We start from the raw sequence: 22,730 nt of genomic DNA, 5'->3' as shown, positions 1-22,730 counted from the left end.
GACAGCAAGGTGATCGTGGCGATCAACAAGGACGAGGAGGCCCCGATCTTTCAGGTCGCCGATTACGGCCTGGTCGCCGACCTCTTCGCCGCCGTCCCCGAACTCACCGAAAAACTCGGCTGAGGACGACGACGACCCGGAACAGCGGCCCAAACCCCGCCCCAAGACAGACCCGGACACAACCCGGACAAACCCGGGCCCAAACCAAACACAAAGGCCGGAGATAATCCTCCGGCCTTAAGTGTGGTGGGGGCAAACCTCCGCCTGGATCGGTCTCGCCACTAGACAAACGCGCTGCGACGACGCGCCCGGCCATGCTGCATAGCCAAGTGAGAAACCGAGTCTTATAGTCAGGCATAACCGCTCTCAGCGCCGGGTCTGATCCATGCAGATGCTTCTCCGCCTCATGTTCCTGCCGCTTCTTTGCGCGGCCGCACCGCTTGCGGCCGAGACCGAGGCCGTGCCAACGACGCTGGAAGAGCTCGGCGAGCAATTGTTCTTCGATGTCAACTTTTCGGCCAATCGCAGCCAGGCTTGCGCGACATGTCATGTGCCGGACTACGCCTTTGCTGACCCCCGGGGCATGGCGTCTCTGGGCGATGACGGGCAGTCCCTTGGCGACCGCAATGCGCCGACCCTGACCTATGCCGCGCTCACGCCGGGGTTTCACCGGGACCATGAGAACGCCTATCGCGGGGGACAGTTCTGGGATGGCCGGGCGTCGGAGCTTGCGGATCAGGCCGTGGGCCCGCCCCTGAACCCGATTGAAATGGGGCTGCCTGACGCAGCGGCAGTGGTCGCGCGGATCACAGAGAACCCGGGCTACGAGCAGGCCTTCGCCGCACTCTTTGGTCCCGACACCCTGTCGGACCCCGCGCGCGGTTTTCGCGCCTTTGCCGAAGCGCTGGCCGCGTTCGAGCGGACAGAGGCACTCAGCCCGTTCGATTCCAAATACGATCGGTTTCTGCGCGGGGAGGTGGCGTTGTCCAAGGAGGAGGAGCTTGGGCGACTGCTCTTTTTTTCCGAACAGTTCACCAATTGCAATCAGTGCCACCAGTTGAGCCGCAGCGCGATCGACCCGCGCGAGACGTTCACGGATTACCGCTATCACAATATCGGCGTGCCCGAGAATGGCGCCTTGCGGGCGCAGAACGGTGTCACGCCGGGGCATATCGATCCGGGGCTGTCTGCCAACCCGGCCGTGGATGACCCGATGGCGCGCGGCAAGTTCCGGACGCCCAGCCTGCGCAATGTGGCGGTGACGGGACCCTATATGCATAACGGTGTTTTCGCGGAGCTGCGCACGGTGGTGAAATTCTACAATCGCTACAACTCGCGGGCCGAGACGGCGCAGATCAACCCCGAAACCGATGCGCCCTATGGCAAGATGCCGGTTCCGGAAACCCTCGCCCACGAAGAACTCACCCATGGACCGGCTCTGGATGACCGCCGGATCGATGCGCTGGTCGCATTTCTGCGAACATTGACCGATCAACGCTACGAACACTTGCTTGAGTGACGAGGGCAGGGGGCTCAACCGCTCCGGACCGCGCTGATCCAGCCCATCAGACCCCGGTTTCGGGGTCTTTTTTGTGGGATTTTCCCGGGCCAAGGGGTCTTGTGCGTTTTTTTTGATGTTTTTTCTCTCACGCGCGGCGTGAGGTTTCGGGGGCTTGGGGGGCGGTGTTGGAAACATCACCGGGGCGTGAGGGGGTGTTTCGGGGTAAGTCTCTGGAATGGCTGCGTTTTCCCGAAAGACACCGGCGTCCCGCGCAGAAGACCTGATCGCGCGAGCGTGATGTGCGTCAGCGCGCAGCAGCCTCTCTCATCATCGCCATTTCATTCCCGGCCCAACCGCCCCAAATCCAACTCATCGGCAGCGACACACACCGCCGACACACACAACACCGCGGCTCGCAACGCACATTCAGGCCGCGTAAAACACTGAAAGGACTACTGAAATGAAACTCGCTCTGACATCCGCCCTCGTGATCGCCCTGACCGCTCCGGCCTTCGCCTCCTCCCAGCTCGAGCGTCAGCTCGGCGTCGAGCCCGGCGCCTACAGCTTCTCCGAACTGGCCGCGATCAAAGGCTCCTTCGACACCGACAATGGCTACAACATCCCGCCCCGCGGCGACGTGGTCTCGACCCAGTCGGTCGGCATCTCCCCGGCCCATGCACAGCTGGCCGCGACCCTGGGCCTGGACGCAAATGACTACAGCTTCGGCGAACTGGCCGCCATCAAGGGCAGCTTCGACACCGACACCGGCTATAACGTGGCCGAGCGCGGCGCAGTCGTCTCGACCCAATCCGTGGGCGTGACCGGCGCAAGCGCACAGCTCGCAGCCTCCCTCGGGCTGGACGCAAACGACTACAGCTTCGCCGAGCTGGCCGCGATCAAAGGCGCCAAGGGTTCGTCTAACGAGTAATCCTTAACATCCCCCAAACCCCGCCCGGCCTCCTCCCGCCGGGCGGGCGTTTCCCTCCCCCAGACCCATCCCGGCGCCCGGATCCCTCCCGACCGGCCGCCCCACGCGACACCGCACCCCGTCCCCGACAGCCTCCCCCTGAAACGGACAAAATCCCCAGGTGCGTCGCGAAAGACCGGTCCCCCGAAGTCCAGGGGGCCGGTCGTTTTCTGTCAGCAAAACCGAACAAGCTATGCGCGTTTCGCGGCCTTCAGGGCACGCCCTTCGGTTGTGTGGCTGTCCTGTGCGCTGATTTCTTGACAATAAAACTGCGCGCGTGTGGGACTGAGCCCATGAGCCGTATCTTCACCCTGACCTTGAACCCGGCGCTGGATCTGTCCACCGAAGCCCCTGAAGTTGTTCCCGATCTCAAACTGCGCTGCGCGCAACCTCGCGCGGACGCAGGCGGTGGCGGGGTGAATGTCTCGCGCGCCATCGCCTTTCTCGGCGGTGAAACCGTTGCGGCGCTGGCGCTCGGTGGAAGTACCGGCGCGCAGGTGCGCGCGCGGCTCGTGGCCGAGGGCATCCCGCTCTGGGAGCTGGGCGTGAGTGCGCAGACCCGTGAAAACCTGTCGGTGATATGCCAGGCTACCCATCGCCAGTTCCGCTTCATCATGCCGGGGGCGGTCTGGTCGAAGCAGGATCTCGCTGCGGCGATCGATGCGTTTTGCGACGGCTTGCGCCCGGGTGATATCGTCGTTCCGTCCGGTAGCCTGCCGCCCGGCGTCGAGAGCAGCGCATTGGTGGATCTGCAGGCGCGGCTGGGGCCCTTGAAGGTGCGGACGATCCTCGACACTTCCGGGCCCGCTTTGCGGGCGATGGCGGGGGCGCGGCAGCATCCGCTTGACCTGCTGCGGATGGATCTCGAGGAGGCCGAGAGCCTGTCTGGTGCGCGCCTGTCCAAGCTGCGCGATGTGGCGCGGGTGACCGAACATCTGGCCGCCCGTGGATGTGCCCGGGCTGTGGTCGTCGCAAAGGGGGCGGAGGGCAGTGTCCTGAGCCTGGATAGTGGTGAGACCTGGCATGTGCGCCCGCCGGTGGTTGAGGTCGTGAGCAAGACCGGGGCGGGGGACAGCTTCGTTGCGGGCTACACGCTGGCGAGCTCTCGCGGGGCCGACCCGCTCGAGGCCTGTATCCTCGGGGTGGGTGCGGCGTGTTCGACAGTGACCAGTGCGGACACGGATCTGTGCAACAAGCGCGACGCGGACCGCTACGCGGAGCAGTCGATCGTCACCGAGCTTTGAGCGTAAAAACGGGGGTCAGCGCCCCCAGACGCGCACCGGCCCGCAATCCATATGGACAAAGGAGGACCCGGAATATTTGCCGACACCACCCGCCTTGCAAGCTGCGGCGGCGGCCGCAATCTGGCGGACGCTGCGCGATCCGAGACGGAGATCGGCTGCCTGTCCCTGCATGTGCAAGGAGTTCTTGGCGACCCCGCGCGAGCGGCTGCGCAGCATGGCGTTTGTCTCGGGCGAGCGATAGCCAGAGAGCAGCAGATAGGGCTCATCCACGTCGAGCATGTTGTGGGCGGCGGCCATGATGTCGATGGTGCGCCGGTCGATGGTGCTGACCGCGTCGCGACGCCAATCGCGCATGAAGTAGTTGATTTCCTTCATGGCTTCTTTGACGTACTTGCCCTCGACCCAGTAGATGGTGTCGATCTTTTCGCCTGTTCGGCCTGAATGCATCTTGAGCCGACGAATGTCGCCGCCACCGCGCAGAAAGCCGAAAGTGTTCGAGTAAACTGGCGCTGCCGTGACCGCCGTGGCCGCAAATGCACCAAGCAAAGCACGCCGCGTAAAGCGGTCGCCTGTAGACTTGCTCATAGCTCGTATCGCCCCATAGCCCTGGGTCACTTGGCTGTGACCTCTGTCAAAGTACATCCCCAGATGTGTTAACCATGTGCCACAAACCGTCCGTTTCGCCAAGCTGGCGGGGCTGAATTGCGGCAAAATCACCTATCTTCGGCAGATTCTTGCCCAACTCACGCCGAACCCGCGTTGCAGATTGGTCGCGTCTGGGAAAAGAAACGCGTGTTTTGGTGAATATCTTCAAAATGTGAAGGTATTCATAAGATTTTGCATGGTTAGTCTGTTCAGGACTTCAAGGAGATTTTGCCAGTGTTCCAACGTGTTTTCGCCCCGATCGTCCCGCTTCATGCGCTGATCCTGGCCGCTCTTTTGCTGCTGTCCGGCTGGACCGGCGCCGCAGCGGCCCAATCCACCGCATTCAAGCTGGCTGTGGCCGAGGCGGCGGCGGATGATCCGGCCCTGGCCGCATTCTACAAGGCGCGAGATTACAAGGCGCTCTGGACCTCGAACCGGGATCGCAACCGGCGTTCGGCGCTCTTGAAGGCGCTCGACAAGGCCTGGGTGCATGGCCTCCCCGAGGCGCGCTATGACGCGACCGGCCTGCGGCAGGCTTTCGGTGCGGCCAAGGACCCGAGGGCGCGGGGGCTTCTCGATGTGCGCGCGAGCAAAGTGTTCCTGCAATATGCGCAGGATATTCAAAGCGGTGCGCTGACGCCGTCACGGGTGGATTCGGCGATAGTCAGAGCGCTGCCCCGGCGGGATCGCGGCGCGCAGATCAGCGCCTTTGCGCAGAGTAATCCGTCCCGGTTCATCAAGGCGCTTCCACCGAAATCAGGTGCTTACACGCGGCTTCTCAAGGCGAAGCTCGAGATGGAAAAGACCATCGGGGCTGGCGGATGGGGGCCTCAGGTCAAGGCCTCGAAGCTGGCGCCAGGCCAGACCGGTCCGGCCGTTATCGCGCTGCGCGACCGCTTGATCCGGATGGGGTATCTCAAGCGCACGGTTTCGGCGAGCTATGACGCATCGCTGCAGGTGGCGGTTCAGAAATTTCAGCGCGATCATGGGCTTGCGACCGATGGTGTCGCGGCGAAGATCACATTGGGCGAGCTGAATGTGGAGCCGCAGGAGCGTTTGCAGGCGATCCTTGTCGGGCTGGAGCGCGAGCGTTGGATGAATTTCGATCTGGGCAGGCGCCACATCATGGTGAACATCCCGGATTTCCACGCCCGCGTGCATGAGAATGGCAAAGAGGTGTTTTCGACCCGTGTCGTTGTGGGCAAGAACACTTCCGACCGTCGGACGCCGGAATTCTCGGATGAGATGGACCATATGGTCATCAACCCGACCTGGAATGTGCCGCGGTCTATCGCGACCAAGGAATATCTGCCGAAGTTTCAACAGGACCCTAATGCCCATAGCTATCTGCGTCTGATCGATGCCTCGGGGCGCGTGGTGGATCGGGCGTCTGTCGATTTCACGCAGATGACGGCGCGAAACTTTCCCTTTGATATCAAGCAACCGCCGTCGAACCGCAATGCGCTTGGGCTCGTGAAGTTCATGTTCCCGAATAAGTACAACATCTACCTGCATGACACGCCGGCGAAGTCCCTGTTCGGTCGGGCAAGCCGGGCGTATTCCCATGGCTGCGTGCGGGTCGCCGATCCGTTCGATTTCGCCTATGAACTTCTGTCGAAACAGGAAAATGACCCTGAGGGCTTCTTCAAGACGCAGCTCGCCAAGGGGAAAGAGACCTGGGTCTATCTCGACAAGGTGGTTCCGGTGCATCTGGTCTATCAGACCGCCTTTGCCCCGGCGAAGGGCAATGTGCAGTTCCGGCGCGATGTCTATGGCCGGGATGCCAAGCTCTGGTCCGCCCTCGCCAAGGCCGGGGTGGTGCCGCGCGCCGTTCAGAGCTAGGTCTTACGTCACAGGCGCGCGCGGGTTGCGCGCCCAGCGGACGGAGAGCGCGGCATGTATAGTCTTGGACAGATCGCAGAGGCGCTCGGCGCCGAGGTGGCGGGCAATGCCGAGCTGACCGTGACGGGCGCGTCAGAGCCCGGCAGCGCCGGGCCGACGGATCTCGCACTTGCCATGGACCCGAAATACGCGGATGGGCTGAGCCAAGGACAGGCGCGGGCCGCGATGCTCTGGGGCGATGCGCCGTGGAAGGATTACGGCCTCGACGGCGCGGTGCTTGTGCAGCGGGCGCGCTATGCCATGTCGGGTCTGACGACCCTGCTCGACCCCGGGCCCGAGATTGCGGCGGGCATTCATCCGATGGCCATCGTGGATCCCAGCGCCGAGATCGGGGCGAATGCCGCGATCGGTCCGTTCGTGGTGATCGGACGCGGTGCGCGGATCGGTGCAAATGCCCGGATCGCCCCGCATGTGATGATCGCCGAGGGGGCCGAGATCGGCGACGACGTTCTGATCCATGCAGGCGTCAAGATCGGGGCGCGGGTGCGGATCGGCCACCGCGTCTTCCTTCAGCCGGGCGCCTGCATCGGCGCGGACGGTTTTTCGTTCGTCACGCCGGAAACCTCCGCAGTGGAGGAGGTCCGCAAATCCGTCGGAGATCGCGGGGATGCAGCCGGCCAGAGCTGGACCCGCATCCACTCCCTCGGCGCGGTCGAGATCGGCGATGATGTGGAGATCGGTGCCAATGCCTGTCTCGACCGTGGCACGATCCGCGACACGAAAATCGGCCGGGGCACGAAGCTCGATAACCTCGTCCATATCGGCCACAACGTGCAGGTCGGCGAGGATTGCCTGCTCTGCGGCCAGGTGGGCATTGCCGGCTCCAGTCGGATCGGCAACCGCGTCGTGCTGGCCGGTCAGGTCGGCGTGAATGACAATATCTTCGTCGGAGATGACGTGATCGCCGGCGGCGCGACCAAGATTTTCACCAATGCGCCCGCGGGCCGCGTTCTGCTCGGCTACCCGGCGATGAAGATGCAATCCCATGTGGAAAGCTACAAGGCGATCCGCCGTCTGCCGCGTCTGATCCAACAGGTCGCAGACTTGCAGAAAGCAGTTTCAAAGCGCGGCGAGAATGACTAAATCAGCCTCAGATTGACCAGAGGCTGCGGCCGTCTCAGGGCCGCTGAGAGTGAGTAATTTGTCACAGACCGTCCGCGACCAAGTCATCTCGATCATTGCAGAACAGGCGGTTCTGCAGCCATCCGATATCCAGTCCAACGCGACGATGGAGGATCTGGGCATCGACAGCCTCGGCCTTGTCGAGGCGATTTTTGCGATCGAGGAAGCCTTTGATATTTCAGTGCCTTTCAATGCCAACGATCCTTCCGCGAGCGGCTTCGACATCTCGAATGTGGAAGCGATTATCGCGGCGGTGGAAGGTCTTGTCGCCGAGCAGAAGGTCGGTTGATCCATGCACCGCGTCGTGATCACCGGGCAGGGCACCATCAATGCCCTCGGGGTGAATGTCGCTGAAACGCTGGAGGCGTTCCGGGAGGGGCGCTGCGGGATTTCCGAGCTGGATATCCGCGACGTGGACCGTTTGTCGATCCGGATCGGCGGGCAGGTCAAAGAATACGATCCCGAGGCGGCTTTCAACCGCCAGCAGATCTCGCTTTACGACCGGTTCACTCAATTCACGCTGCTGGCCGCCGATGAGGCGATCCGTCAATCCGGGCTCAGTTTCTCAGGCGAGCTTGCGGCGCAGGCCGGTGTCGTGCTGGGCACGGCCGGGGGCGGCGTGAATACATGGGACGAGAATTACCGGACCGTCTATGAGGACGGCAAGAACCGGGTGCATCCCTTCGTGGTGCCCAAGCTGATGAACAACGCCGCCGCCAGCCATGTCTCCATGGCGCATAACCTCAAGGGGCCGAGCTTTACCGTCGCCACTGCCTGCGCGAGTTCAAACCACGCGATGGGGCAGGCGTTCCAGTTCATCCGTTCCGGGCTCAGCAAGGTGATGATCACCGGCGGGTCGGAATCCATGCTCTGTTTTGGCGGGGTGAAGGCCTGGGAGGGGCTGCGCGTGATGTCCCGCGATGCGTGCCGACCGTTCAGCGCGAACCGCAACGGCATGGTGCAGGGCGAAGGCGCGGCTGTGTTCGTTTTCGAAGACTACGCCCATGCCAAGGCACGGGGGGCCGAGATCCTCGCAGAGGTGATCGGCTTTGCCATGACCTCGGACGCCGCAGATATCGTCATGCCGTCGAAACAGGGGGCAGCCCGGGCGATCTCGGGGGCCATGAAGGACGCGCGGGTAAACCCGGATCAGGTCGGGTATATCAACGCCCATGGCACCGGCACGGCGGCCAATGACAAGACGGAATGCGCGGCAGTGGCCGATGCCTTTGGCCACCATGCGGATGATCTGATGATCTCGTCGACGAAGTCCATGCATGGCCACCTGATCGGTGGCACGGGCGCGGTGGAGCTTCTGGCCTGTGTCATGGCCCTGCGCGACGGGGTGATCGCCCCGACCATCGGCTATGAGGAGCCGGATCCCGAATGCGCGCTGGATGTGGTGCCGAACACTGCGCGAGAAACCGAGGTCGACGTGGTGCTCAGCAATGCTTTTGCGTTCGGGGGGCTGAACGCGGTTCTGGCCTTGCGCAAGGCGCCCTGACGCCGATGCGTCGGACGCCTTGATCGGGCGTTACTGCTGCGCAGCGGCCGCTGCAGCCGCCGCGGCCTCGGCTTCCGCCTCGAGCTTGTTGAAGGCGGCTGTGAAACCACGCAGCGAAGCCGTGACCTCGACGCGGGTGTCCGGCCGGGCCAGCGCCACAATCGACACGGTGGACACAGCGCCGGCCTTCATTGCGTCGATCTCGAGAGCCGAAAGGCCGAAGCGCGAGTAGCAGCCGGTCCGGTTGCACCAGATAAAGGGTTTCGGCGGCAAAGCCTCGCCATCGACGGCCAGGATCAGGCCTTCGGTCAAAACGGTTTCAAGCGGCGTGATGATCGTGATCAGCGCCGCGACACTGCTGTCGGACGGCGCGGGCAGCAGGGTGAACTCTGCCACGGGATTGTCCGATTGATCGCGCATCAGTTGATAGAGCTGACAGCTATCCGCCGCTTGCGGACCTTCGCCGCGGATGCAGCGGATGCTCCAATCCGTGAGCGTTTCGCGGATATAGGTCTGTCCCGGTTGCGGCTCAGTCGTGGCGGCGTCCGCGGTGCCCTCGGCGGTTTGCGCGGCCACAGGGCCAGCCAGCATCACGGCAAGCACAACAGCGGAAAGACGGGACAAGGTGGAACGGATCATGAAGTGGGTCCTCTGAGATGGAACAGCGCCATTGCTGGGTTTGGCCAGGCGTTCGGCAAGCTGCATGCCCTGCCGCGCCGGGCCCGTCCATTGAAAAAGGGCCTGCAAGCAGACCCTTTTTTTATTCTTATCTCCCTGTCGGACTGGCCGACTTATGTGCGTGACGCTACGACCTTCCGTCGCAGGGGTCAACAGGTCGTGCCTCACATTTTTGCCAGATTTGGGTGACGTGGGGTCCGCTTTTTCGGGCCGCGCGGGCGGCAGGCCCCAAAGCGCTTGCAGCGGCGAAAAAAAGGCCGCACCGAAATCCAGCGCGGCCAGTCCAACAGGGAGGAGTGCAACCGGGAAAAGAGGAACACACCCGGCGCATCCCCATACTGGCATGAAATGGTTAACCCTGTATTATCGCGGGAAAACAACGCGGGAGGCGAGCATGCATCAGGACGACAGGATCTTTGTCGGGGGCGGGGGCGCAGGGTATGGCACGCCGCAGCACCTGCTGCTGAAGGCGGCCAACCGCCATGGCCTGATCGCCGGGGCGACGGGGACGGGCAAGACCGTGACGCTGCAGATTCTCGCCGAGGGGTTCTCGGCCATGGGGGTGCCGGTACTGCTCTCGGATGTCAAAGGTGACCTCTCGGGGCTTGCGAAATCCGGCAGTGCCGAGGCCAAGCTCCACGGGCCGTTCACCGAACGCGCCGAGACGATCGGCATCACGGACACCTATGCCTATGAGGCGTTTCCGGCTGTGTTCTGGGACCTTTACGGGGATCAGGGCCACCCGATCCGCACCACGGTGACCGAGATGGGGCCGCTGCTGCTGAGCCGGTTGCTGGAACTGAGCGAGGCGCAGGAAGGGGTTTTGAACATCGCCTTCCGCGTGGCAGATGAGCAGGGGCTCGGGCTCTATGACCTGAAGGATTTGCAAGCGCTTTTGGTCTGGGTGGGCGAGAACCGCGCGGGCCTGTCGCTGCGCTATGGCAACGTCTCGGTCCAGTCGATCGGCGCGATCCAGCGGCGCCTGATGGTGCTGGAGAACCAGGGGGGCGCGCAGCTCTTCGGGGAGCCCGCGCTGGAGCTGTCGGACCTGTTGCGCACGGCCCCGGACGGGCGTGGACAGATCAACATCCTCGCGGCGGACAAGCTGATGGCGGCGCCAAGGCTCTATGCGACCTTCCTGTTGTGGCTTCTGTCGGAGCTGTTCGAAACCCTGCCGGAGGTGGGCAATCCTGACAAACCGAAACTCGTCTTCTTCTTTGACGAGGCCCATCTGCTTTTTGAGGATGCGCCCAAGGCTCTGGTCGACAAGGTTGAGCAGGTCGCGCGTCTGATCCGGTCCAAGGGGGTCGGCGTCTATTTCGTCACGCAAAACCCCGATGACGTGCCCGAGGACGTGCTGGGCCAGCTTGGCAACCGGGTGCAGCATGCCCTGCGCGCCTTCACCGCCCGGGACCGCCGGGCGCTGCGCGCGGCGGCAGAGACCTATCGCGACAATCCCGCGCTCGATATCGAGACCGCGATCCAGGAGGTGGGGACGGGCGAGGCCGTCACCTCGATGCTCGACCGCAAGGGAATCCCGGGCATGGCCGAGCGCACGCTCATCCGGCCCCCCTGCAGCCAGCTCGGGCCGATCACTGCGGGCGAGCGGGCCGATATCATCGCGGCGTCCCCCGTGGCGGGCAAGTACGAGACGGTGCTGGACCGCAACTCCGCCTTCGAGATCCTGTCGAAACGGGCCGCCGAGGCTGCGGCGGAGGCTGAAGCAGCCGAGGCCAAGGAGGAAGAGGCCAGCGTGGCCGAGCGCGAGTACCGCACCGCCCGGCGCTATTCCGCGCCGAAGGTGGGGCGGTCTTCGTCGCGCAGCCGCAAAGCGAAACAGAGCGAAAGCCTCAGCCAGGCCATGGCGAATGTGGTGATCAAGGAACTCAAGGGCACCACCGGACGACGGCTCGTCCGGGGCATCATCGGCGGGCTTTTCAAGGGGCGCTGAGCCCGGTCAGAGCGGCCGGATCTTCAGCTTCGAGAGGCGGTTGTCCTTGCGGGCGGCCACCTCGAAACGGAAGCCGTGGAAGCTGAAGCATTGGCCGATATTCGGGATCATCTGCGCCTCGTGGATGACGAGCCCGGCCACGGTATTCGCCTCTTCGTCGGGCAGGTTCCACTCGGTCGCGCGATTGAGGTCGCGGATTGTCATGGCCCCGTCCACGAGGAAATTGCCGTCCTCGGATTTCCGCACCGGGTGGTCCGCATCCGGGTCGAACTCGTCGGTGATCTCGCCGACGATCTCTTCGAGAATGTCCTCCAGCGTGATCAAACCCTGCAGCGCCCCATATTCGTCCACCACGAGGGCGAAATGGGACCTGCGGCGCAGGAATTCCTTCATCTGCTCGTCGAGGGTTGTGGTTTCGGGCACGAAATAGGGCTTCATCGCCACATCCATCACCTCGAACGCCTCAAGCCCCTTTTCCGACGCTTCCGGCCCGCGGATCAGCCGGTCCATGGCGCGTAACAGGTCCTTGGCATGGATCATCCCGATGATGTTCTCGCGGTCCTCGCGATAGACCGGCAGGCGGGTATAGGGCGATTGCAGGCACTGGCTCAGGATCTGCTCGGGCGCGCTGTCCGCGTCGATCATCTCGATCTTGGATCGGTGCAGCATGATCTCTTCGACCGCGCGCTCGTTCAGGTCGAGCGCGCCGAGCAGGCGGTCGCGATGCTCTTTCTCGACCGCGCCCTCGGAATGGCCCATGCGCAGCGCGCCCTCGATCTCTTCACGGACCGAGAGCATGTTCGCCCCGGCCTCGATCCGCATGCCCAGCAGGCGCAGCACCCCGCGCACGATCAGGCGGACGGCGGCAACCATGGGGGCCAGAACGGTGATGACGATCTTCACCGGGCCCGCGGCGCGGGTCGACGCGCTCTCGGGATTGGTGATGGCATAGGTTTTGGGCAGGACCTCGGCAAAGATCAGCACCAGCGCTGTCATGACCAGCGTGGCCAGCGCCACACCGCTATCACCGAAGGCCTTGGTGAAGACCGCCGTGGCGAGCGAGGTGGCGAGGATGTTGGCGAGGTTGTTGCCCAACAGGATCCCGCCGATCAGCCGCTCGTTATCCTCCTTGAGGCCAAGGGCCCGGGCCGCGCCCTTGTCGCCCTTGTCGGCCATGGCGTGCAGCTTGCCGCGAGAGGCGGCGGTCAGGGCGGTCTCGCTGCCCGAGAAGAACCCCGAGCAGCAGAGCAGCAGCAGGATCACGCCGCAGGAGATCCAGAACGACGTGTCATAGAGGGCGGGGTCTAGGGCAGGGTCCATTTTGCAACTGCATCCTTGTGGGCTTTATGCTCTTATGGGCGCGGGCAGAGGCCGGTTCAAGGGAGAGACATGAACGTACGCGATCTGGGCACGTTGGAAGGCACGGTTGTGCTGTATGGGGGCCCCTATTCGAACCTGCAGGCCTCGCTGGCGCTGTTGTCGTATTGTGCGGACAATCACATTCCTGCATCGCAGCGGATCTGCACCGGCGATATCGTCGCCTATGGGGGCGAACCCAAGGCCACATGGTCGCTGATGCGCACCACGGGCGGGGCGATTGTGGCCGGGAATTGCGAGCGCAATCTGGCCGAGGATGCCGAGGATTGCGGCTGCGGCTTTGGGGCGGACACCATCTGCGATCTGCTCTCGCGGGCATGGTACGCCTTCGCGCAGCGCGAATTGCCCGCCGAGGCCAAGGCCTGGATGGCCGGGCTGCCGGATATGATCACTTTCACCTATGACGGCAAACGTTGCGCGGTGATCCATGGTGGGGTCTCGGATATCAGCCGCTTCATCTGGCCAAGCTCCGATGAGAGCGTCTTTGCGGAAGAAATCGCGCTGATCGAGGCGGAGATCGGCGCGGTCGACATCGTCTTTGCCGGTCATTGCGGGATCGCCTTTCAACGTCAGATCGGCAAAACGCTCTGGGTCAATGCGGGCGCAATCGGCCTGCCGCCCCATGATGGGCGTCCCGAAACGCGGTTCGCGGTGATGGAGGGCGAGACGATCATGATCGAGCGGCTGTCCTATAATGCCCGCCCCGCAATCTCGGCCATGACCCGCGCGGGCCTGACCCAGGGCTATCATGAAACACTTTCCACCGGCATCTGGCCCAGTGAGGATGTCCTCCCCGACGCGCTGCGGCGCAGCGCCTAGCGCGTGCTCGCCAGCGGGTGGTGGGTCAGGACCAGATCCTTCAGCCGCTCATCCAGAACATGCGTGTAAATCTCGGTGGTCGAGACATCCGCATGCCCCAGCAGCGCCTGGATCGAGATGAGATCCGCACCGCGCGCCAGCAGGTGCGTGGCAAAGGCATGGCGCAGGGTGTGGGGCGTGACCTTGGACGGATCCACCCCGCCCATCACGGCAATCTCCTTGATCAGCACGTAGAAGCGATGTCGGGTGAGATGCCCGAGCTTGCCCCGCGAGGGGAAGAGGAATTTCGACGGTACCGCGCCCTTGGCCACTTTCGCGGCATCCGTTGCATCGCGCAGCTCAAGCCAGGTCTGCAGGGCCTCGCGCGCCGAACTCGACAGGGGGACCATCCGTTCGACCCCGCCCTTGCCGCGGATCAGGATCAGATGCGGATCACCGCGCACCGCCGCAACCGGCAGGGCGCAAAGCTCGGTCACCCGCAGACCCGTGGCATAGAGCACTTCGAGCATGCAGGTGTTGCGCACCCGGTCTTCCTCGCGCTGCCCGGTCTCGCGCGCAGCGAGCAGCAGCCGGTCGATCTCGTCCTCGGACAGGGTCTTGGGCAGGCGTTTCGCACGGCCCGGGCCCTTGATCTGCTGGCTCGGATTGTCCGGGCGCAGCCCTTCCTCATAGGCGAAACGATAGAGCTGCCGGATCGCCGAAAGCCGCCGCGCGCGGGTGGCCTGGCTCAGTCCGGCATCACTGCAGGAGACGAGATAGCCTTCGATATCCGCCCGGCTGGCCGTGGCGAAAGATCCGCCGCCCGCGGCCAGATGCGCCTCGAAATCGAGCAGGTCACGGGCATAGGCGAGGCGGGTATTCTCAGCCGCGTTGAGTTCTGCGGCCTGCGCGTCGAGGAAAGCATCGATCCAGCGCCGTGTCATGCCCGTGCCTCCCGCAGAACGAGCGAGAGCGCGATTTCACGGGCGGTCTGCTCGAAGCCGAGGGTGCGCAACACGCCAAGGGCGGTGCCCGCGTCGTCCGGGTCGGGCAGGGCGCTGTCCCCGAGCAGCCGCAGGGCCCTCAGGGTCGCCGCCCCGTATTCGCCGCGCTGGAGCAGTCGGTCGAAGGATTGGGGCAGTGCGGGTGGGGTGGTCGAAAAGGCGGCGGTGACCGCGGCGGTCAGGGGCGTTGGCGCCGTGCTGTCGGTGCTCAGACCGCGCGCGATGGAGGCCAGGATGGGGTCTTCGATCCGCGCCGCGTAGCTTTCGGCATCGCGCGTCAGCAGCACCATGTGCTCTGCCATGTCGCGCGCCTCCTGGGTGACCGGCAAACGGGCGAGGCGACTGCCGTAGAACTCGGCAAAGACTTCTGTGAGGCCGACCGCCTCCATCTCGGCGATGGCGCGGGGCAGGGTTTGGGCCACGGCCTCGGCCTCACCCGATAGCAGCGCGAGGTCAAAGGCCTGGATCGCATCGACCCGGTCCCAGAGCCCGCCGGAGGCCGCCGGGTTCCGCTCGGTATAGAGCGCAAAGAGCTGCCCGCCCGTGATCCCGCCCGTGCGGGCGAGACGTTCGGCGGCCTCCAGCCGGGGCTTCCAGCCCTGGCTGGGCGCGAGCAGCGCGTGGTTGAAGGCGAGCGGCAGGGTGCGCGCCGGGGGCGCCTCACCCAGCGCGGCCAACATCCGATAGCTGAGCGGCGTGATCGGCTCGGGCGGCGCAGCGAGGGGCAGGCCCTCGAACAGCTCGGGGTCGAGGAACCGCGCCATGAGCAGATCCTCGGCCTCGGAGACATAGCCGAGGGCGCGCGCGGTCTCGAGGCTGAGGGCCGCGGCAGGCCAGTCATTGTTCCGCGCAAGGCAAAAGATCCGCGCCGAGAAGGTCGGGGCCACATCCGGCACCGCACGCAAGGTGGCGCAGGCCCGGGCCTCATCCCCGCGCAGCAGGCTGATATCGAACCAGCGGCGGAACACCTCCAGATCATCGCTGACCCCCGCACGCTCCACCAGCGCCTGCGCATCGGGCAGCGCACCGAAGGCCAGCAGCGCATCGAGCCGAGCAAGAAAGAGCGTATGGTCCGGCCCGGCATCTACCGGTGGGTCCAGCTCGGCCAGAAGGATCCGTTTCAAAAGGCGACGTGCCGGCAGCGGCAGCGAGATGCTCTGCGCCCGCAGGTCGCGCGCCAGGTCTGCCGCTGGCGTGATCCCCCAGAACTCCCGGGGCAGGCCCGAGACGCTGACAGGCAATAGCCCCACGCCGTCAATTGCCTGATCCTCGAGCGGGGCAACCTCGATCGCCTCGACGCTCGCCGAGGGCGCGATGTCGTCATCGGTCACCGGGGGCGGGGCAATGGGTTGGGCGATGATGTCGGACAACCAGTCGATGGCCGAGATCGGATCCTGCGCCTGTCCCGGTGCCGCGCCCAGCCAGATCAGCGCGCAGCCCGCCAACAGGCCCTGTCGCGCCTTATTGCCCATCCAACGTCACCGGAATGCGCACGGGCGCGCTCTCGGAGGGCAGATCGCCCACATAGCCATAGCCCAGCAGTCCCAAAGCGCCGAGCGCAACCAGAACCAATACAACCAAAAAGAGTTTTCCCAACACTGCTCGTACCTTTGCCTGCCTGCGTCTTATGCTTTTTGTCTATGGTATTTCGTGACGCTTCCCGCCATTCAAGCTCTATGCTAACACAAGCGTTCGAATTTTTGCAGGAGTGGCGATAAGTGGCCGAAGCCGCAACAGTGCAGCTGACCCGCCCGGTGGTTCTCGTCGGGATGATGGGCGCGGGCAAGACGGCGGTGGGCACGGCCGTGGCGGCACAGCTCGGGGTGCCCTTCATCGACAGCGACCACGAGATCGAGCGTGCCGCGAATGCCCGGATCGCCGAGATTTTCGAGCGCGATGGCGAGGCGTTCTTTCGCGATCGCGAGACCGAGGTGCTGGCCCGGCTTCTGACCGGAGCGCCCGCGATCCTATCGACCGGGGGCGGGGCCTTTCTGGCCGAACGCAACCGCGCCATCATTGCCGAGCTGGGCGTGTCGGTCTGGCTGGATGCGGATCTGGAGCTGCTGTGGAATCGGGTGCGTCACAAGACGACGCGGCCGCTCTTGCTGACGGACGATCCGCGCGCCACCCTGGCGGAAATTTTCGCAGCGCGGGTGCCGGTCTATCAAAAAGCCGCTGTCCATGTGAAAGCCGCGCCCGATCTGACCATCGAGGCCATGGCCGAGCGCGTGATTGCAGCGCTCGCGGCCCGCCCCGGGATCTTTGTCAGGGGGTGACCCCGTCGAAGGCAGAGCCTGCCGGGGGTGGAGCCTGCGCGACCGGACTGCTAGAGCACCCGGGCCGACCTCCTGCCTGAAAGGTGATCCATGTCTGAGCCCGTATCCAAGCCCGCATCCGACCTGCTTGAAACCGTCCATGTGCCTCTGGACAGCCGGGCCTATGATGTCGAGATCGGCCCGGGATTGCTGGAACAGGCTGGCCGCCGGATCGCGCCTTTTCTCGCGCGTCCGAAGGTCAGCATCGTCACCGACGAGACTGTCGGCGCTCTCCATCTGGCGACCCTGCAGGACAGCCTGCGTCGCGCGGGGATCGAGAGCACGGCCCTGAGCCTGCCCGCGGGCGAGGCCACCAAGGGCTGGCCCGAATTCAGCCGGACGGTCGATTGGCTGCTGGAACAGAAGGTCGAGCGCCGGGATCTCGTCATCGCCTTTGGCGGCGGGGTGATCGGCGATCTGGTGGGGTTTGCCGCGGCGGTTCTGCGGCGCGGGGTCGGTTTCATCCAGATCCCCACGAGCCTTCTGGCGCAAGTCGACAGTTCGGTCGGTGGCAAGACGGGGATCAATTCGGTCCATGGCAAGAACCTGATCGGGGCCTTTCATCAGCCGCGCCTCGTTCTGGCGGACACGGCCATTCTGGGCACGCTGACCGAGCGCGATTTCCTCGCAGGCTATGGCGAGGTGATGAAATACGGGCTCCTGGGGGATGCCGCGTTTTTCGAGTGGCTGGAAAGCATGGGTCCGAAACTGGCCGCGGGGGACATGGCCGCGCGGGTGTCTGCCGTGCGCCGCTCGGTCGAGATGAAGGCCGAGATCGTGGTGCGCGACGAGACCGAGCAGGGCGACCGCGCCCTTCTCAATCTAGGCCATACCTTCTGCCACGCCTTGGAAACGGCGACGGGCTATTCGGACCGGCTGCTCCATGGCGAAGGGGTGGCTATCGGCTGCGCCCTTGCCTTCGAGCTGTCTGCCCGACTGGGCCTCTGCGCGCAGGAAGATCCGAGCCGGGTCCGTGCGCATCTGGCGGAGATGGGCACGAAGCGCGATCTGCGTGACATTCCCGGCGATCTGCCATCTGCCGACGACCTGCTGACCTTGATGGGTCAGGACAAGAAAGTGCTCGATGGTCAGCTGCGCTTCATCCTTGCCCGGGGCATCGGTGACGCATTTGTGACTTCGGACGTGCCGCGCGATACCGTGCGCGCCGTGTTGCAGGATGCCCTTGACCAGCGCGGCGCCTGAGAGAGTTTTCCTCAGGAAATTGAGCTTTTTGCCCGATTTCCACGCTTTTCCAAGCTGCAAAAATGGGCAGATTTCAGCGAACCCGGCAAGATGGCGCGGTTTTCCTAACGAAGCCCTAACAGTGGTTTGGTGATCAATCCAACCTATGGTTAATCTTTGTTAACGGCCCGGAGCGGTCGGGCAATTTCGGCCCGACGCCGTCGCGGGGGGCCGTGGCGCGCTTTGCAAATTGAATTTCGAGGTGGGTTCGATGCTGTTGTCGCAATGGGTTGGTTTCTGGGGTTGGAACGCGAACGCGATCACCGTATCGCGCATGCAGGACAAGATCGTCGAGACGGCGGATGGGGCCATCCATGTTCTGCTCAATGAAGGGCAGTTCAAGGGTCTGACCCTGCGCACGAGCTATGACAACGGCGCGACCTGGGTCGAGACCTATGAATTCGATCAGACGGGACGCTTCTCGACCGGCCATCTTGAGATTATGGCCGACGGCGACACGTTGACCGTGTCATTTCAGGACGACAAGGGCGAGATCCGGTTCCAAACCCTCGACTACGATCCGTCGGCGCAGAACTGGTCCGCGATCATGGAACCGTCCACGGCCATCGCGGGGGTGGCCTCGGGGCGGATCAGCCTGCCGAACCACACGATGGATGCGGAGGGCACGCTCTATGCGGTGGCGCTCGAGGCAAATCTATTCGCGCCCAAGATCGCTCTGTCGACCTCTACCGATGGCGGGTTGACATGGTCCACCGAGGTCACGCGGTTCGGCGAGTACGAGGCGGCATCGGCCCGCCTCGTCACAACGCCGGAGGTGACCGGTGTTCTTCTGGCGACGGACACGAACATCTCGTGGCTCGACGGGGCCACGGGCGCGTTCGTTGAAGTCTCGGATTTGGGATCCTACCAACTGCTTGCGAGCCATTACAGCGTGACCGTTGTGGGCAATGACATCTACCTCGCCAATGTCACCGAGGAAGAGACCCCGCAGGTGGAGTTCTTTGTCTTCGATGGCGACACGCAGACCTGGAGTGAGCGGATCTCACCTCAGAACACCTTTGACTCCGAAGCCTATGTCCAGCTGAGTTCCAACGCGGAGGGGCATCTCTACATGACCATCGATGAGATCGGCACCGGGCTTGTGCGCGTGCTCGAAAGCGTCGATGGCGGCCAGAATTGGGAGATCGAGACCGATATCGTGGTGGAATCCCGGGTCGAGGCGGGCTTCACCCGGATGGTCGCGCCGGAATACTTCACCGAGGATCTGGTGATTTTCCAGATGGTCCTGCCTTACGAGGAATCGAGCCGGCGTGGTGTCAGTGTCACGGTGGTGGATGTGGATGACGATGGCAGCGCAGATGATGTGGCCCGCTTCGCGCGCGAGGACCCCGGGTTGCGCCGCGCGTGGATCATGGATCGCCTGAACGAACGGAACGCTGACGAGGACGACGCGCCCTCGTGGCGGGATCGGATCGACGCGGATCGCTGGGCCGACTGGGAGCCGGGATCGGGCCTTGCGGCCATGGTCGACAGTTTCGATTTGTGATCCGGTGCCCCGTCGGGGCACCGCGTTGGTCTGGTACGCCCCGGATCGGGGGGGCGGGTCTTAGAACGGAATTTCGTCGTCCAGATCGCTGTTGGACCGACCGCCGCCGCCGCCGCCGCCACCGCTGGGGGCCGGGCTGCCGCCACCATACCGGTCGTCGCCGCCATAGCCGCCACCGGATTGGTCGGACATGTAGCCGCCCCCTCCGCCGCCGCCGCCCATGCCGCCACCGCCACCTTCGCGCCCGTCGAGCATGGTCAACTCAGAGCGGTAGGGGCGCAGAACGACCTCGGTCGAGTAGCGGTCCTGACCGGACTGGTCCTGCCATTTGCGGGTTTCGAGCTGGCCTTCGATATAAACCTTGGAGCCCTTGCGCAGGTATTGTTCCGCGACGCGGGCGAGGGGTTCCGAGAAGATCGCGACCGAGTGCCACTCGGTCCGCTCGCGGCGCTCGCCGGTATTGCGGTCTTTCCAGTTTTCCGAGGTCGCGATCCGCAGGTTGCAGACCTTTCCGCCGTTCTGGAATGTGCGCACTTCGGGGTCGCGCCCGAGATTTCCGATCAAGATGACCTTGTTGACCGAGCCTGCCATGACCGCCTCCCTTCGAATCTGTGTTCGGATCTGCACTGCGTTGTGATGACGTTACACCATTGCGCGTGGGTAATGAAAAGTCGGAAGCAGCACCGGGTCACGGATGGTTGGCGTTTTTTAACATTCCGCCTATAAACCGGAACGAGATGAGGGAGAAACCCATGCGGAACCTTGGCAAGAACTGCCGGAACTGGACGCGCGCCTGCGCGGCACTGGTGGTCGTTGCGGTCGGCGGCACGACGGTCGGGGCCGGTTTTGCGGATACGTCCCGCTCCAGCTCGGCCCGGGCCTCGCTGTTTTCGTCCCAGACCAATGTGCTCGACCGCCGTGGTGCGACGCAATACGAGCATTCCACCCGGTTCCTGCCGCAGCGCACCGGGCGGGCGTCCGAGATCCCGTCCTTCGGCGGATCCTATGCGGGCCCGTACCTGTCCATGGCCAAGGCCGCCGCGCGACGCCATGGGATCCCTGAGGATCTGTTCCTGCGTCTGATCCAGCAAGAGAGTGCTTTCAACGCCAAGGCCGTCTCTCACAAAGGAGCAATCGGCCTTGCGCAGCTCATGCCGGGAACCGCACGGGATCTTGGCGTGAACCCCCATGATCCGCGTCAGAACCTCGATGGTGGGGCGCGGTACCTGCGCACGCAGTATCAGCGATTCCGCGACTGGAAGCTCGCGTTGGCAGCCTATAATGCGGGGCCCGAGGCCGTGGCCCGGCATAACGGGATCCCGCCCTATAAGGAGACGCGCAACTATGTGCGTCGGATCATGGGCACGCTCTAGGCGTCACTCCTCGGTCCAATTCGGCGGACGTTTGTCGAGAAACGCCGCAATGCCTTCCTCGGTGTTCCGGAAGGCCATGTTCTGCACCATGACGTCCCCGGTATAGGCATAGGCTTCTGCGAGGGGCATCTGAGCCTGCTCGTAAAAGGCACGCTTGCCGATGGCGACGACCTCACCGCGCTTCTCCGCCACCCGGGCGGCCAGTGCTGCAGTCTCGGAGGACAGATCTTCGGCGGGCACGACCTTGTTGATCAACCCGACCTCCTGAGCGCGTGTTGCATCGATCATCTCGCCGGTGGTCAGCATCTCGAAGGCCTGTTTGCGCGGGATGTTGCGGGACAGGGCCACCATGGGGGTCGAGCAGAAGAGCCCGATATTCACCCCGTTCACCCCGAACCGCGTGCCCTCGGCCGCCACGGCCATATCGGCCGTCGCCACAAGCTGGCAGCCCGCGGCGGTGGCAATTCCGTGCACCTCGGCGATGACCGGCTGGGGCAGGGCCTGCAGCCCCATCATCATTCGCGCGCAGCGGTCAAAAAGATCCTTGAAGGCCGCCGCCCCGCCATCGGCAGCCTGGCGCGAGGCGGTCATCTCCCGCAGGTCATGACCCGCGCAAAAAGCCCGCCCAGACCCGCGCAGCACAACGACCCGGGTCGCGCGGTCCTCGGACAACGCGTCGATCTGCGCCTGAAGGGCTGCTAGCATCGCGTCGGACAGCACGTTGAGGGTCTTCGGCGCATTCAGAGTCAATGTGGCGATGCCATCCTGATCCGCGCGTGTGAGTATTTCGTCGGCCATCTTGCCCTCCCGTCGGTTTGCCGCAACCTTAGGGGGCCAAAGGGCAGGGGGGCAAGATGACCGTTGAGATGGATGCGCAGGCGCTGGAGGCGTTTCTGGCAGAGGCTTTTCCTCAGGTGGCCGGGGATTTCCGGGTGGAGGAGGTTGCCGCCGGGCGGCTTGTCGTGCGGTTGATCACTCAGGACAAGCATCTGCGCCCGGGCGGTACAATTTCCGGACCGACCATGTTCGCACTGGCGGATGTGGGGATCTACCTTGCGATTTTGGCCCGCCTCGGCCCTGTGGCGCTGGCGGTGACCACGAATTGTGCCATCGACTTCATGCGCAAACCCGAGGCGGGCAGGGATCTGATCGCCGAGTCGCGGCTCTTGAAGCTCGGACGCGTCCTGGCTGTGGGCGATGTATTGATACGCTCCGAAGGTTCGGAGAAGGTCGTGGCCCGCGCCTCTCTCACCTATTCCATTCCCCCAAGCGCCACCTAGCCGCAAAAAAGCCGGCCCGAGGGGGCCGGCAGTCAGGGGAGATATCTCCTATGGGTTAAAAGAGACGGCGCAATTCGTGTTCGGCGTCATCGCGCGTCAGTCCAATATCCCGGAGATGATGGTCGCTGAGACCCTGAAGGCCGCGGCGTGTTCGACGTTGAGTGTCCCATTTCGTCAGTGCCACCGCGACACGCAGCGCAAACTGCGCCAGGGCGGGCAGGGCGGGAGCGGTCGACAACTGCGCGATCAAGGCAGCATTGGCAGAGCGTGTCATGGGTCTGTCTCCTAAATTGTATTGACACAAAACCTGATATCAGGCA

The 22,730-nt window shown here is 64.1% G+C and carries 22 protein-coding genes and 1 pseudogene; 15 read left to right on the top strand and 8 right to left on the bottom strand.

From position 1 onward, the window contains the following. The 4 genes and pseudogenes from ACP150_RS15110 to ACP150_RS15095 all read left to right on the top strand — a co-directional run. Positions 1 to 123 (top strand): annotated as a pseudogene (locus tag ACP150_RS15110) (electron transfer flavoprotein subunit alpha/FixB family protein); the annotation flags it as partial. Positions 124 to 385: 262 nt separating this feature from the next. After that, positions 386 to 1,519 (top strand): cytochrome-c peroxidase, encoded by a 1,134-nt coding sequence (locus ACP150_RS15105; protein WP_424967497.1) that lies wholly within the window; start codon positions 386 to 388, stop codon positions 1,517 to 1,519. A gap of 442 nt (positions 1,520 to 1,961) precedes the next feature. Then, the gene (locus ACP150_RS15100; RefSeq protein ID WP_424967496.1) at positions 1,962 to 2,429 is read left to right on the top strand and encodes a hypothetical protein; all 468 of its coding nucleotides are present in this window, start codon (positions 1,962 to 1,964) and stop codon (positions 2,427 to 2,429) included. A 332-nt stretch (positions 2,430 to 2,761) separates the two neighbouring features. After that, complete coding sequence (locus ACP150_RS15095; RefSeq protein WP_424967495.1) at positions 2,762 to 3,712, top strand: 1-phosphofructokinase family hexose kinase; 951 nt, start codon at positions 2,762 to 2,764, stop codon at positions 3,710 to 3,712. 15 nt (positions 3,713 to 3,727) lie between these two features. Here the strand turns inward: ACP150_RS15095 and ACP150_RS15090 are convergent, their stop codons facing one another. Next, positions 3,728 to 4,297 carry a YcbK family protein gene (locus tag ACP150_RS15090; RefSeq protein WP_424967494.1) on the bottom strand — a complete coding sequence of 190 codons (570 nt, stop codon included), beginning with the start codon at positions 4,295 to 4,297 and terminating at the stop codon, positions 3,728 to 3,730. Between the two features lie 294 nt (positions 4,298 to 4,591). Between ACP150_RS15090 and ACP150_RS15085 the strand changes: the two genes are divergently transcribed. From ACP150_RS15085 to ACP150_RS15070, 4 genes are read left to right on the top strand one after another with little or no spacing between them, the layout of a single operon-like run. Beyond that, on the top strand, positions 4,592 to 6,199 hold the full coding sequence (locus ACP150_RS15085) for a L,D-transpeptidase family protein (RefSeq protein ID WP_424967493.1): 1,608 nt from the start codon (positions 4,592 to 4,594) through the stop codon (positions 6,197 to 6,199). Between the two features lie 54 nt (positions 6,200 to 6,253). Further along, positions 6,254 to 7,342 carry a UDP-3-O-(3-hydroxymyristoyl)glucosamine N-acyltransferase gene (gene lpxD / locus ACP150_RS15080; protein ID WP_424967492.1) on the top strand — a complete coding sequence of 363 codons (1,089 nt, stop codon included), beginning with the start codon at positions 6,254 to 6,256 and terminating at the stop codon, positions 7,340 to 7,342. Positions 7,343 to 7,400: 58 nt separating this feature from the next. Beyond that, the gene (locus tag ACP150_RS15075; RefSeq protein WP_424967491.1) at positions 7,401 to 7,670 is read left to right on the top strand and encodes an acyl carrier protein; all 270 of its coding nucleotides are present in this window, start codon (positions 7,401 to 7,403) and stop codon (positions 7,668 to 7,670) included. A 3-nt stretch (positions 7,671 to 7,673) separates the two neighbouring features. Further along, positions 7,674 to 8,885: a beta-ketoacyl-[acyl-carrier-protein] synthase family protein gene (locus ACP150_RS15070; RefSeq protein WP_424967490.1), complete on the top strand. Its 1,212-nt coding sequence runs from the start codon at positions 7,674 to 7,676 to the stop codon at positions 8,883 to 8,885. Positions 8,886 to 8,915: 30 nt separating this feature from the next. Here the strand turns inward: ACP150_RS15070 and ACP150_RS15065 are convergent, their stop codons facing one another. Next, complete coding sequence (locus tag ACP150_RS15065; protein ID WP_424967489.1) at positions 8,916 to 9,590, bottom strand: invasion associated locus B family protein; 675 nt, start codon at positions 9,588 to 9,590, stop codon at positions 8,916 to 8,918. A 367-nt stretch (positions 9,591 to 9,957) separates the two neighbouring features. Here ACP150_RS15065 and ACP150_RS15060 point away from each other — a divergent pair, with 367 nt between their 5' ends. Beyond that, complete coding sequence (locus ACP150_RS15060; RefSeq protein WP_424967488.1) at positions 9,958 to 11,514, top strand: helicase HerA-like domain-containing protein; 1,557 nt, start codon at positions 9,958 to 9,960, stop codon at positions 11,512 to 11,514. 6 nt (positions 11,515 to 11,520) lie between these two features. Here ACP150_RS15060 and ACP150_RS15055 read toward each other — a convergent pair whose 3' ends face one another. Then, positions 11,521 to 12,834, bottom strand: a complete 1,314-nt coding sequence (locus ACP150_RS15055) for an HlyC/CorC family transporter (RefSeq protein WP_424967487.1) — start codon at positions 12,832 to 12,834, stop codon at positions 11,521 to 11,523. Between the two features lie 69 nt (positions 12,835 to 12,903). Here ACP150_RS15055 and ACP150_RS15050 point away from each other — a divergent pair, with 69 nt between their 5' ends. After that, a complete protein-coding gene (locus ACP150_RS15050; protein ID WP_424967486.1) occupies positions 12,904 to 13,710 on the top strand; it encodes a metallophosphoesterase family protein in 807 nt (268 codons plus the stop codon). Here ACP150_RS15050 and ACP150_RS15045 read toward each other — a convergent pair. Together ACP150_RS15045 and ACP150_RS15040 are read right to left on the bottom strand one after the other, a co-directional pair. Continuing rightward, positions 13,707 to 14,633 carry a site-specific tyrosine recombinase XerD gene (locus ACP150_RS15045; protein WP_424967485.1) on the bottom strand — a complete coding sequence of 309 codons (927 nt, stop codon included), beginning with the start codon at positions 14,631 to 14,633 and terminating at the stop codon, positions 13,707 to 13,709. The genes ACP150_RS15050 and ACP150_RS15045 overlap by 4 nt on opposite strands. Beyond that, a complete protein-coding gene (locus ACP150_RS15040) occupies positions 14,630 to 16,165 on the bottom strand; it encodes a hypothetical protein (RefSeq protein WP_424967484.1) in 1,536 nt (511 codons plus the stop codon). The genes ACP150_RS15045 and ACP150_RS15040 overlap by 4 nt, the downstream gene beginning before the upstream one ends. 246 nt (positions 16,166 to 16,411) lie before the next feature. On the opposite strand from ACP150_RS15040, the gene ACP150_RS15035 reads away from it, so the two are divergent. The 3 genes from ACP150_RS15035 to ACP150_RS15025 all read left to right on the top strand — a co-directional run bounded on the left by ACP150_RS15035 (position 16,412) and on the right by ACP150_RS15025 (position 19,757). Further along, a complete protein-coding gene (locus ACP150_RS15035; RefSeq protein WP_424967483.1) occupies positions 16,412 to 16,969 on the top strand; it encodes a shikimate kinase in 558 nt (185 codons plus the stop codon). Positions 16,970 to 17,092: 123 nt separating this feature from the next. Continuing rightward, on the top strand, positions 17,093 to 18,211 hold the full coding sequence (aroB, locus tag ACP150_RS15030; protein WP_424967500.1) for a 3-dehydroquinate synthase: 1,119 nt from the start codon (positions 17,093 to 17,095) through the stop codon (positions 18,209 to 18,211). 250 nt (positions 18,212 to 18,461) lie between these two features. Continuing rightward, positions 18,462 to 19,757, top strand: coding sequence for a sialidase family protein (locus ACP150_RS15025; RefSeq protein ID WP_424967482.1), 1,296 nt, complete (start codon positions 18,462 to 18,464; stop codon positions 19,755 to 19,757). Positions 19,758 to 19,817: 60 nt separating this feature from the next. On the opposite strand, the gene ssb is transcribed toward ACP150_RS15025, so the two are convergent. Further along, complete coding sequence (ssb, locus tag ACP150_RS15020; RefSeq protein ID WP_424967481.1) at positions 19,818 to 20,348, bottom strand: single-stranded DNA-binding protein; 531 nt, start codon at positions 20,346 to 20,348, stop codon at positions 19,818 to 19,820. 161 nt (positions 20,349 to 20,509) lie between these two features. Between ssb and ACP150_RS15015 the strand changes: the two genes are divergently transcribed. Then, complete coding sequence (locus tag ACP150_RS15015) at positions 20,510 to 21,130, top strand: lytic transglycosylase domain-containing protein (RefSeq protein ID WP_424967480.1); 621 nt, start codon at positions 20,510 to 20,512, stop codon at positions 21,128 to 21,130. A 3-nt stretch (positions 21,131 to 21,133) separates the two neighbouring features. On the opposite strand, the gene ACP150_RS15010 is transcribed toward ACP150_RS15015, so the two are convergent. After that, positions 21,134 to 21,928: an enoyl-CoA hydratase gene (locus ACP150_RS15010; RefSeq protein ID WP_424967479.1), complete on the bottom strand. Its 795-nt coding sequence runs from the start codon at positions 21,926 to 21,928 to the stop codon at positions 21,134 to 21,136. 56 nt (positions 21,929 to 21,984) lie between these two features. Here ACP150_RS15010 and ACP150_RS15005 point away from each other — a divergent pair, with 56 nt between their 5' ends. Beyond that, on the top strand, positions 21,985 to 22,410 hold the full coding sequence (locus ACP150_RS15005) for a PaaI family thioesterase (RefSeq protein WP_424967478.1): 426 nt from the start codon (positions 21,985 to 21,987) through the stop codon (positions 22,408 to 22,410). Between the two features lie 55 nt (positions 22,411 to 22,465). Here ACP150_RS15005 and ACP150_RS15000 read toward each other — a convergent pair whose 3' ends face one another. Next, positions 22,466 to 22,684, bottom strand: a complete 219-nt coding sequence (locus tag ACP150_RS15000; protein WP_424967477.1) for a DUF1127 domain-containing protein — start codon at positions 22,682 to 22,684, stop codon at positions 22,466 to 22,468. Positions 22,685 to 22,730 lie beyond the last annotated feature (46 nt).

It is taken from the genome of Dinoroseobacter sp. S375 (genome assembly GCF_049800775.1).
Classification (GTDB): Bacteria; Pseudomonadota; Alphaproteobacteria; order Rhodobacterales; family Rhodobacteraceae; genus Dinoroseobacter.
Note: the sequence above shows the minus strand (reverse complement) of the source record. Positions and strands in the feature narration are given on the sequence as shown.

Excerpts from the sequence above, each read along its gene's own strand:
- ssb (WP_424967481.1), bottom strand. The coding sequence starts at position 20,348 with ATGGCAGGCTCGGTCAACAAGGTCATCTTGATCGGAAATCTCGGGCGC.
- ACP150_RS15095 (WP_424967495.1), top strand. The coding sequence starts at position 2,762 with ATGAGCCGTATCTTCACCCTGACCTTGAACCCGGCGCTGGATCTGTCC.
- ACP150_RS15105 (WP_424967497.1), top strand. The coding sequence starts at position 386 with ATGCAGATGCTTCTCCGCCTCATGTTCCTGCCGCTTCTTTGCGCGGCC.
- ACP150_RS15015 (WP_424967480.1), top strand. The coding sequence starts at position 20,510 with ATGCGGAACCTTGGCAAGAACTGCCGGAACTGGACGCGCGCCTGCGCG.
- ACP150_RS15070 (WP_424967490.1), top strand. The coding sequence starts at position 7,674 with ATGCACCGCGTCGTGATCACCGGGCAGGGCACCATCAATGCCCTCGGG.
- ACP150_RS15055 (WP_424967487.1), bottom strand. The coding sequence starts at position 12,834 with ATGGACCCTGCCCTAGACCCCGCCCTCTATGACACGTCGTTCTGGATC.
- ACP150_RS15090 (WP_424967494.1), bottom strand. The coding sequence starts at position 4,297 with ATGAGCAAGTCTACAGGCGACCGCTTTACGCGGCGTGCTTTGCTTGGT.
- ACP150_RS15050 (WP_424967486.1), top strand. The coding sequence starts at position 12,904 with ATGAACGTACGCGATCTGGGCACGTTGGAAGGCACGGTTGTGCTGTAT.
- ACP150_RS15065 (WP_424967489.1), bottom strand. The coding sequence starts at position 9,590 with ATGCAGCTTGCCGAACGCCTGGCCAAACCCAGCAATGGCGCTGTTCCA.
- ACP150_RS15100 (WP_424967496.1), top strand. The coding sequence starts at position 1,962 with ATGAAACTCGCTCTGACATCCGCCCTCGTGATCGCCCTGACCGCTCCG.
- ACP150_RS15025 (WP_424967482.1), top strand. The coding sequence starts at position 18,462 with ATGCTGTTGTCGCAATGGGTTGGTTTCTGGGGTTGGAACGCGAACGCG.
- ACP150_RS15000 (WP_424967477.1), bottom strand. The coding sequence starts at position 22,684 with ATGACACGCTCTGCCAATGCTGCCTTGATCGCGCAGTTGTCGACCGCT.
- ACP150_RS15040 (WP_424967484.1), bottom strand. The coding sequence starts at position 16,165 with ATGGGCAATAAGGCGCGACAGGGCCTGTTGGCGGGCTGCGCGCTGATC.
- ACP150_RS15010 (WP_424967479.1), bottom strand. The coding sequence starts at position 21,928 with ATGGCCGACGAAATACTCACACGCGCGGATCAGGATGGCATCGCCACA.
- ACP150_RS15045 (WP_424967485.1), bottom strand. The coding sequence starts at position 14,633 with ATGACACGGCGCTGGATCGATGCTTTCCTCGACGCGCAGGCCGCAGAA.
- lpxD (WP_424967492.1), top strand. The coding sequence starts at position 6,254 with ATGTATAGTCTTGGACAGATCGCAGAGGCGCTCGGCGCCGAGGTGGCG.
- ACP150_RS15005 (WP_424967478.1), top strand. The coding sequence starts at position 21,985 with ATGACCGTTGAGATGGATGCGCAGGCGCTGGAGGCGTTTCTGGCAGAG.
- ACP150_RS15060 (WP_424967488.1), top strand. The coding sequence starts at position 9,958 with ATGCATCAGGACGACAGGATCTTTGTCGGGGGCGGGGGCGCAGGGTAT.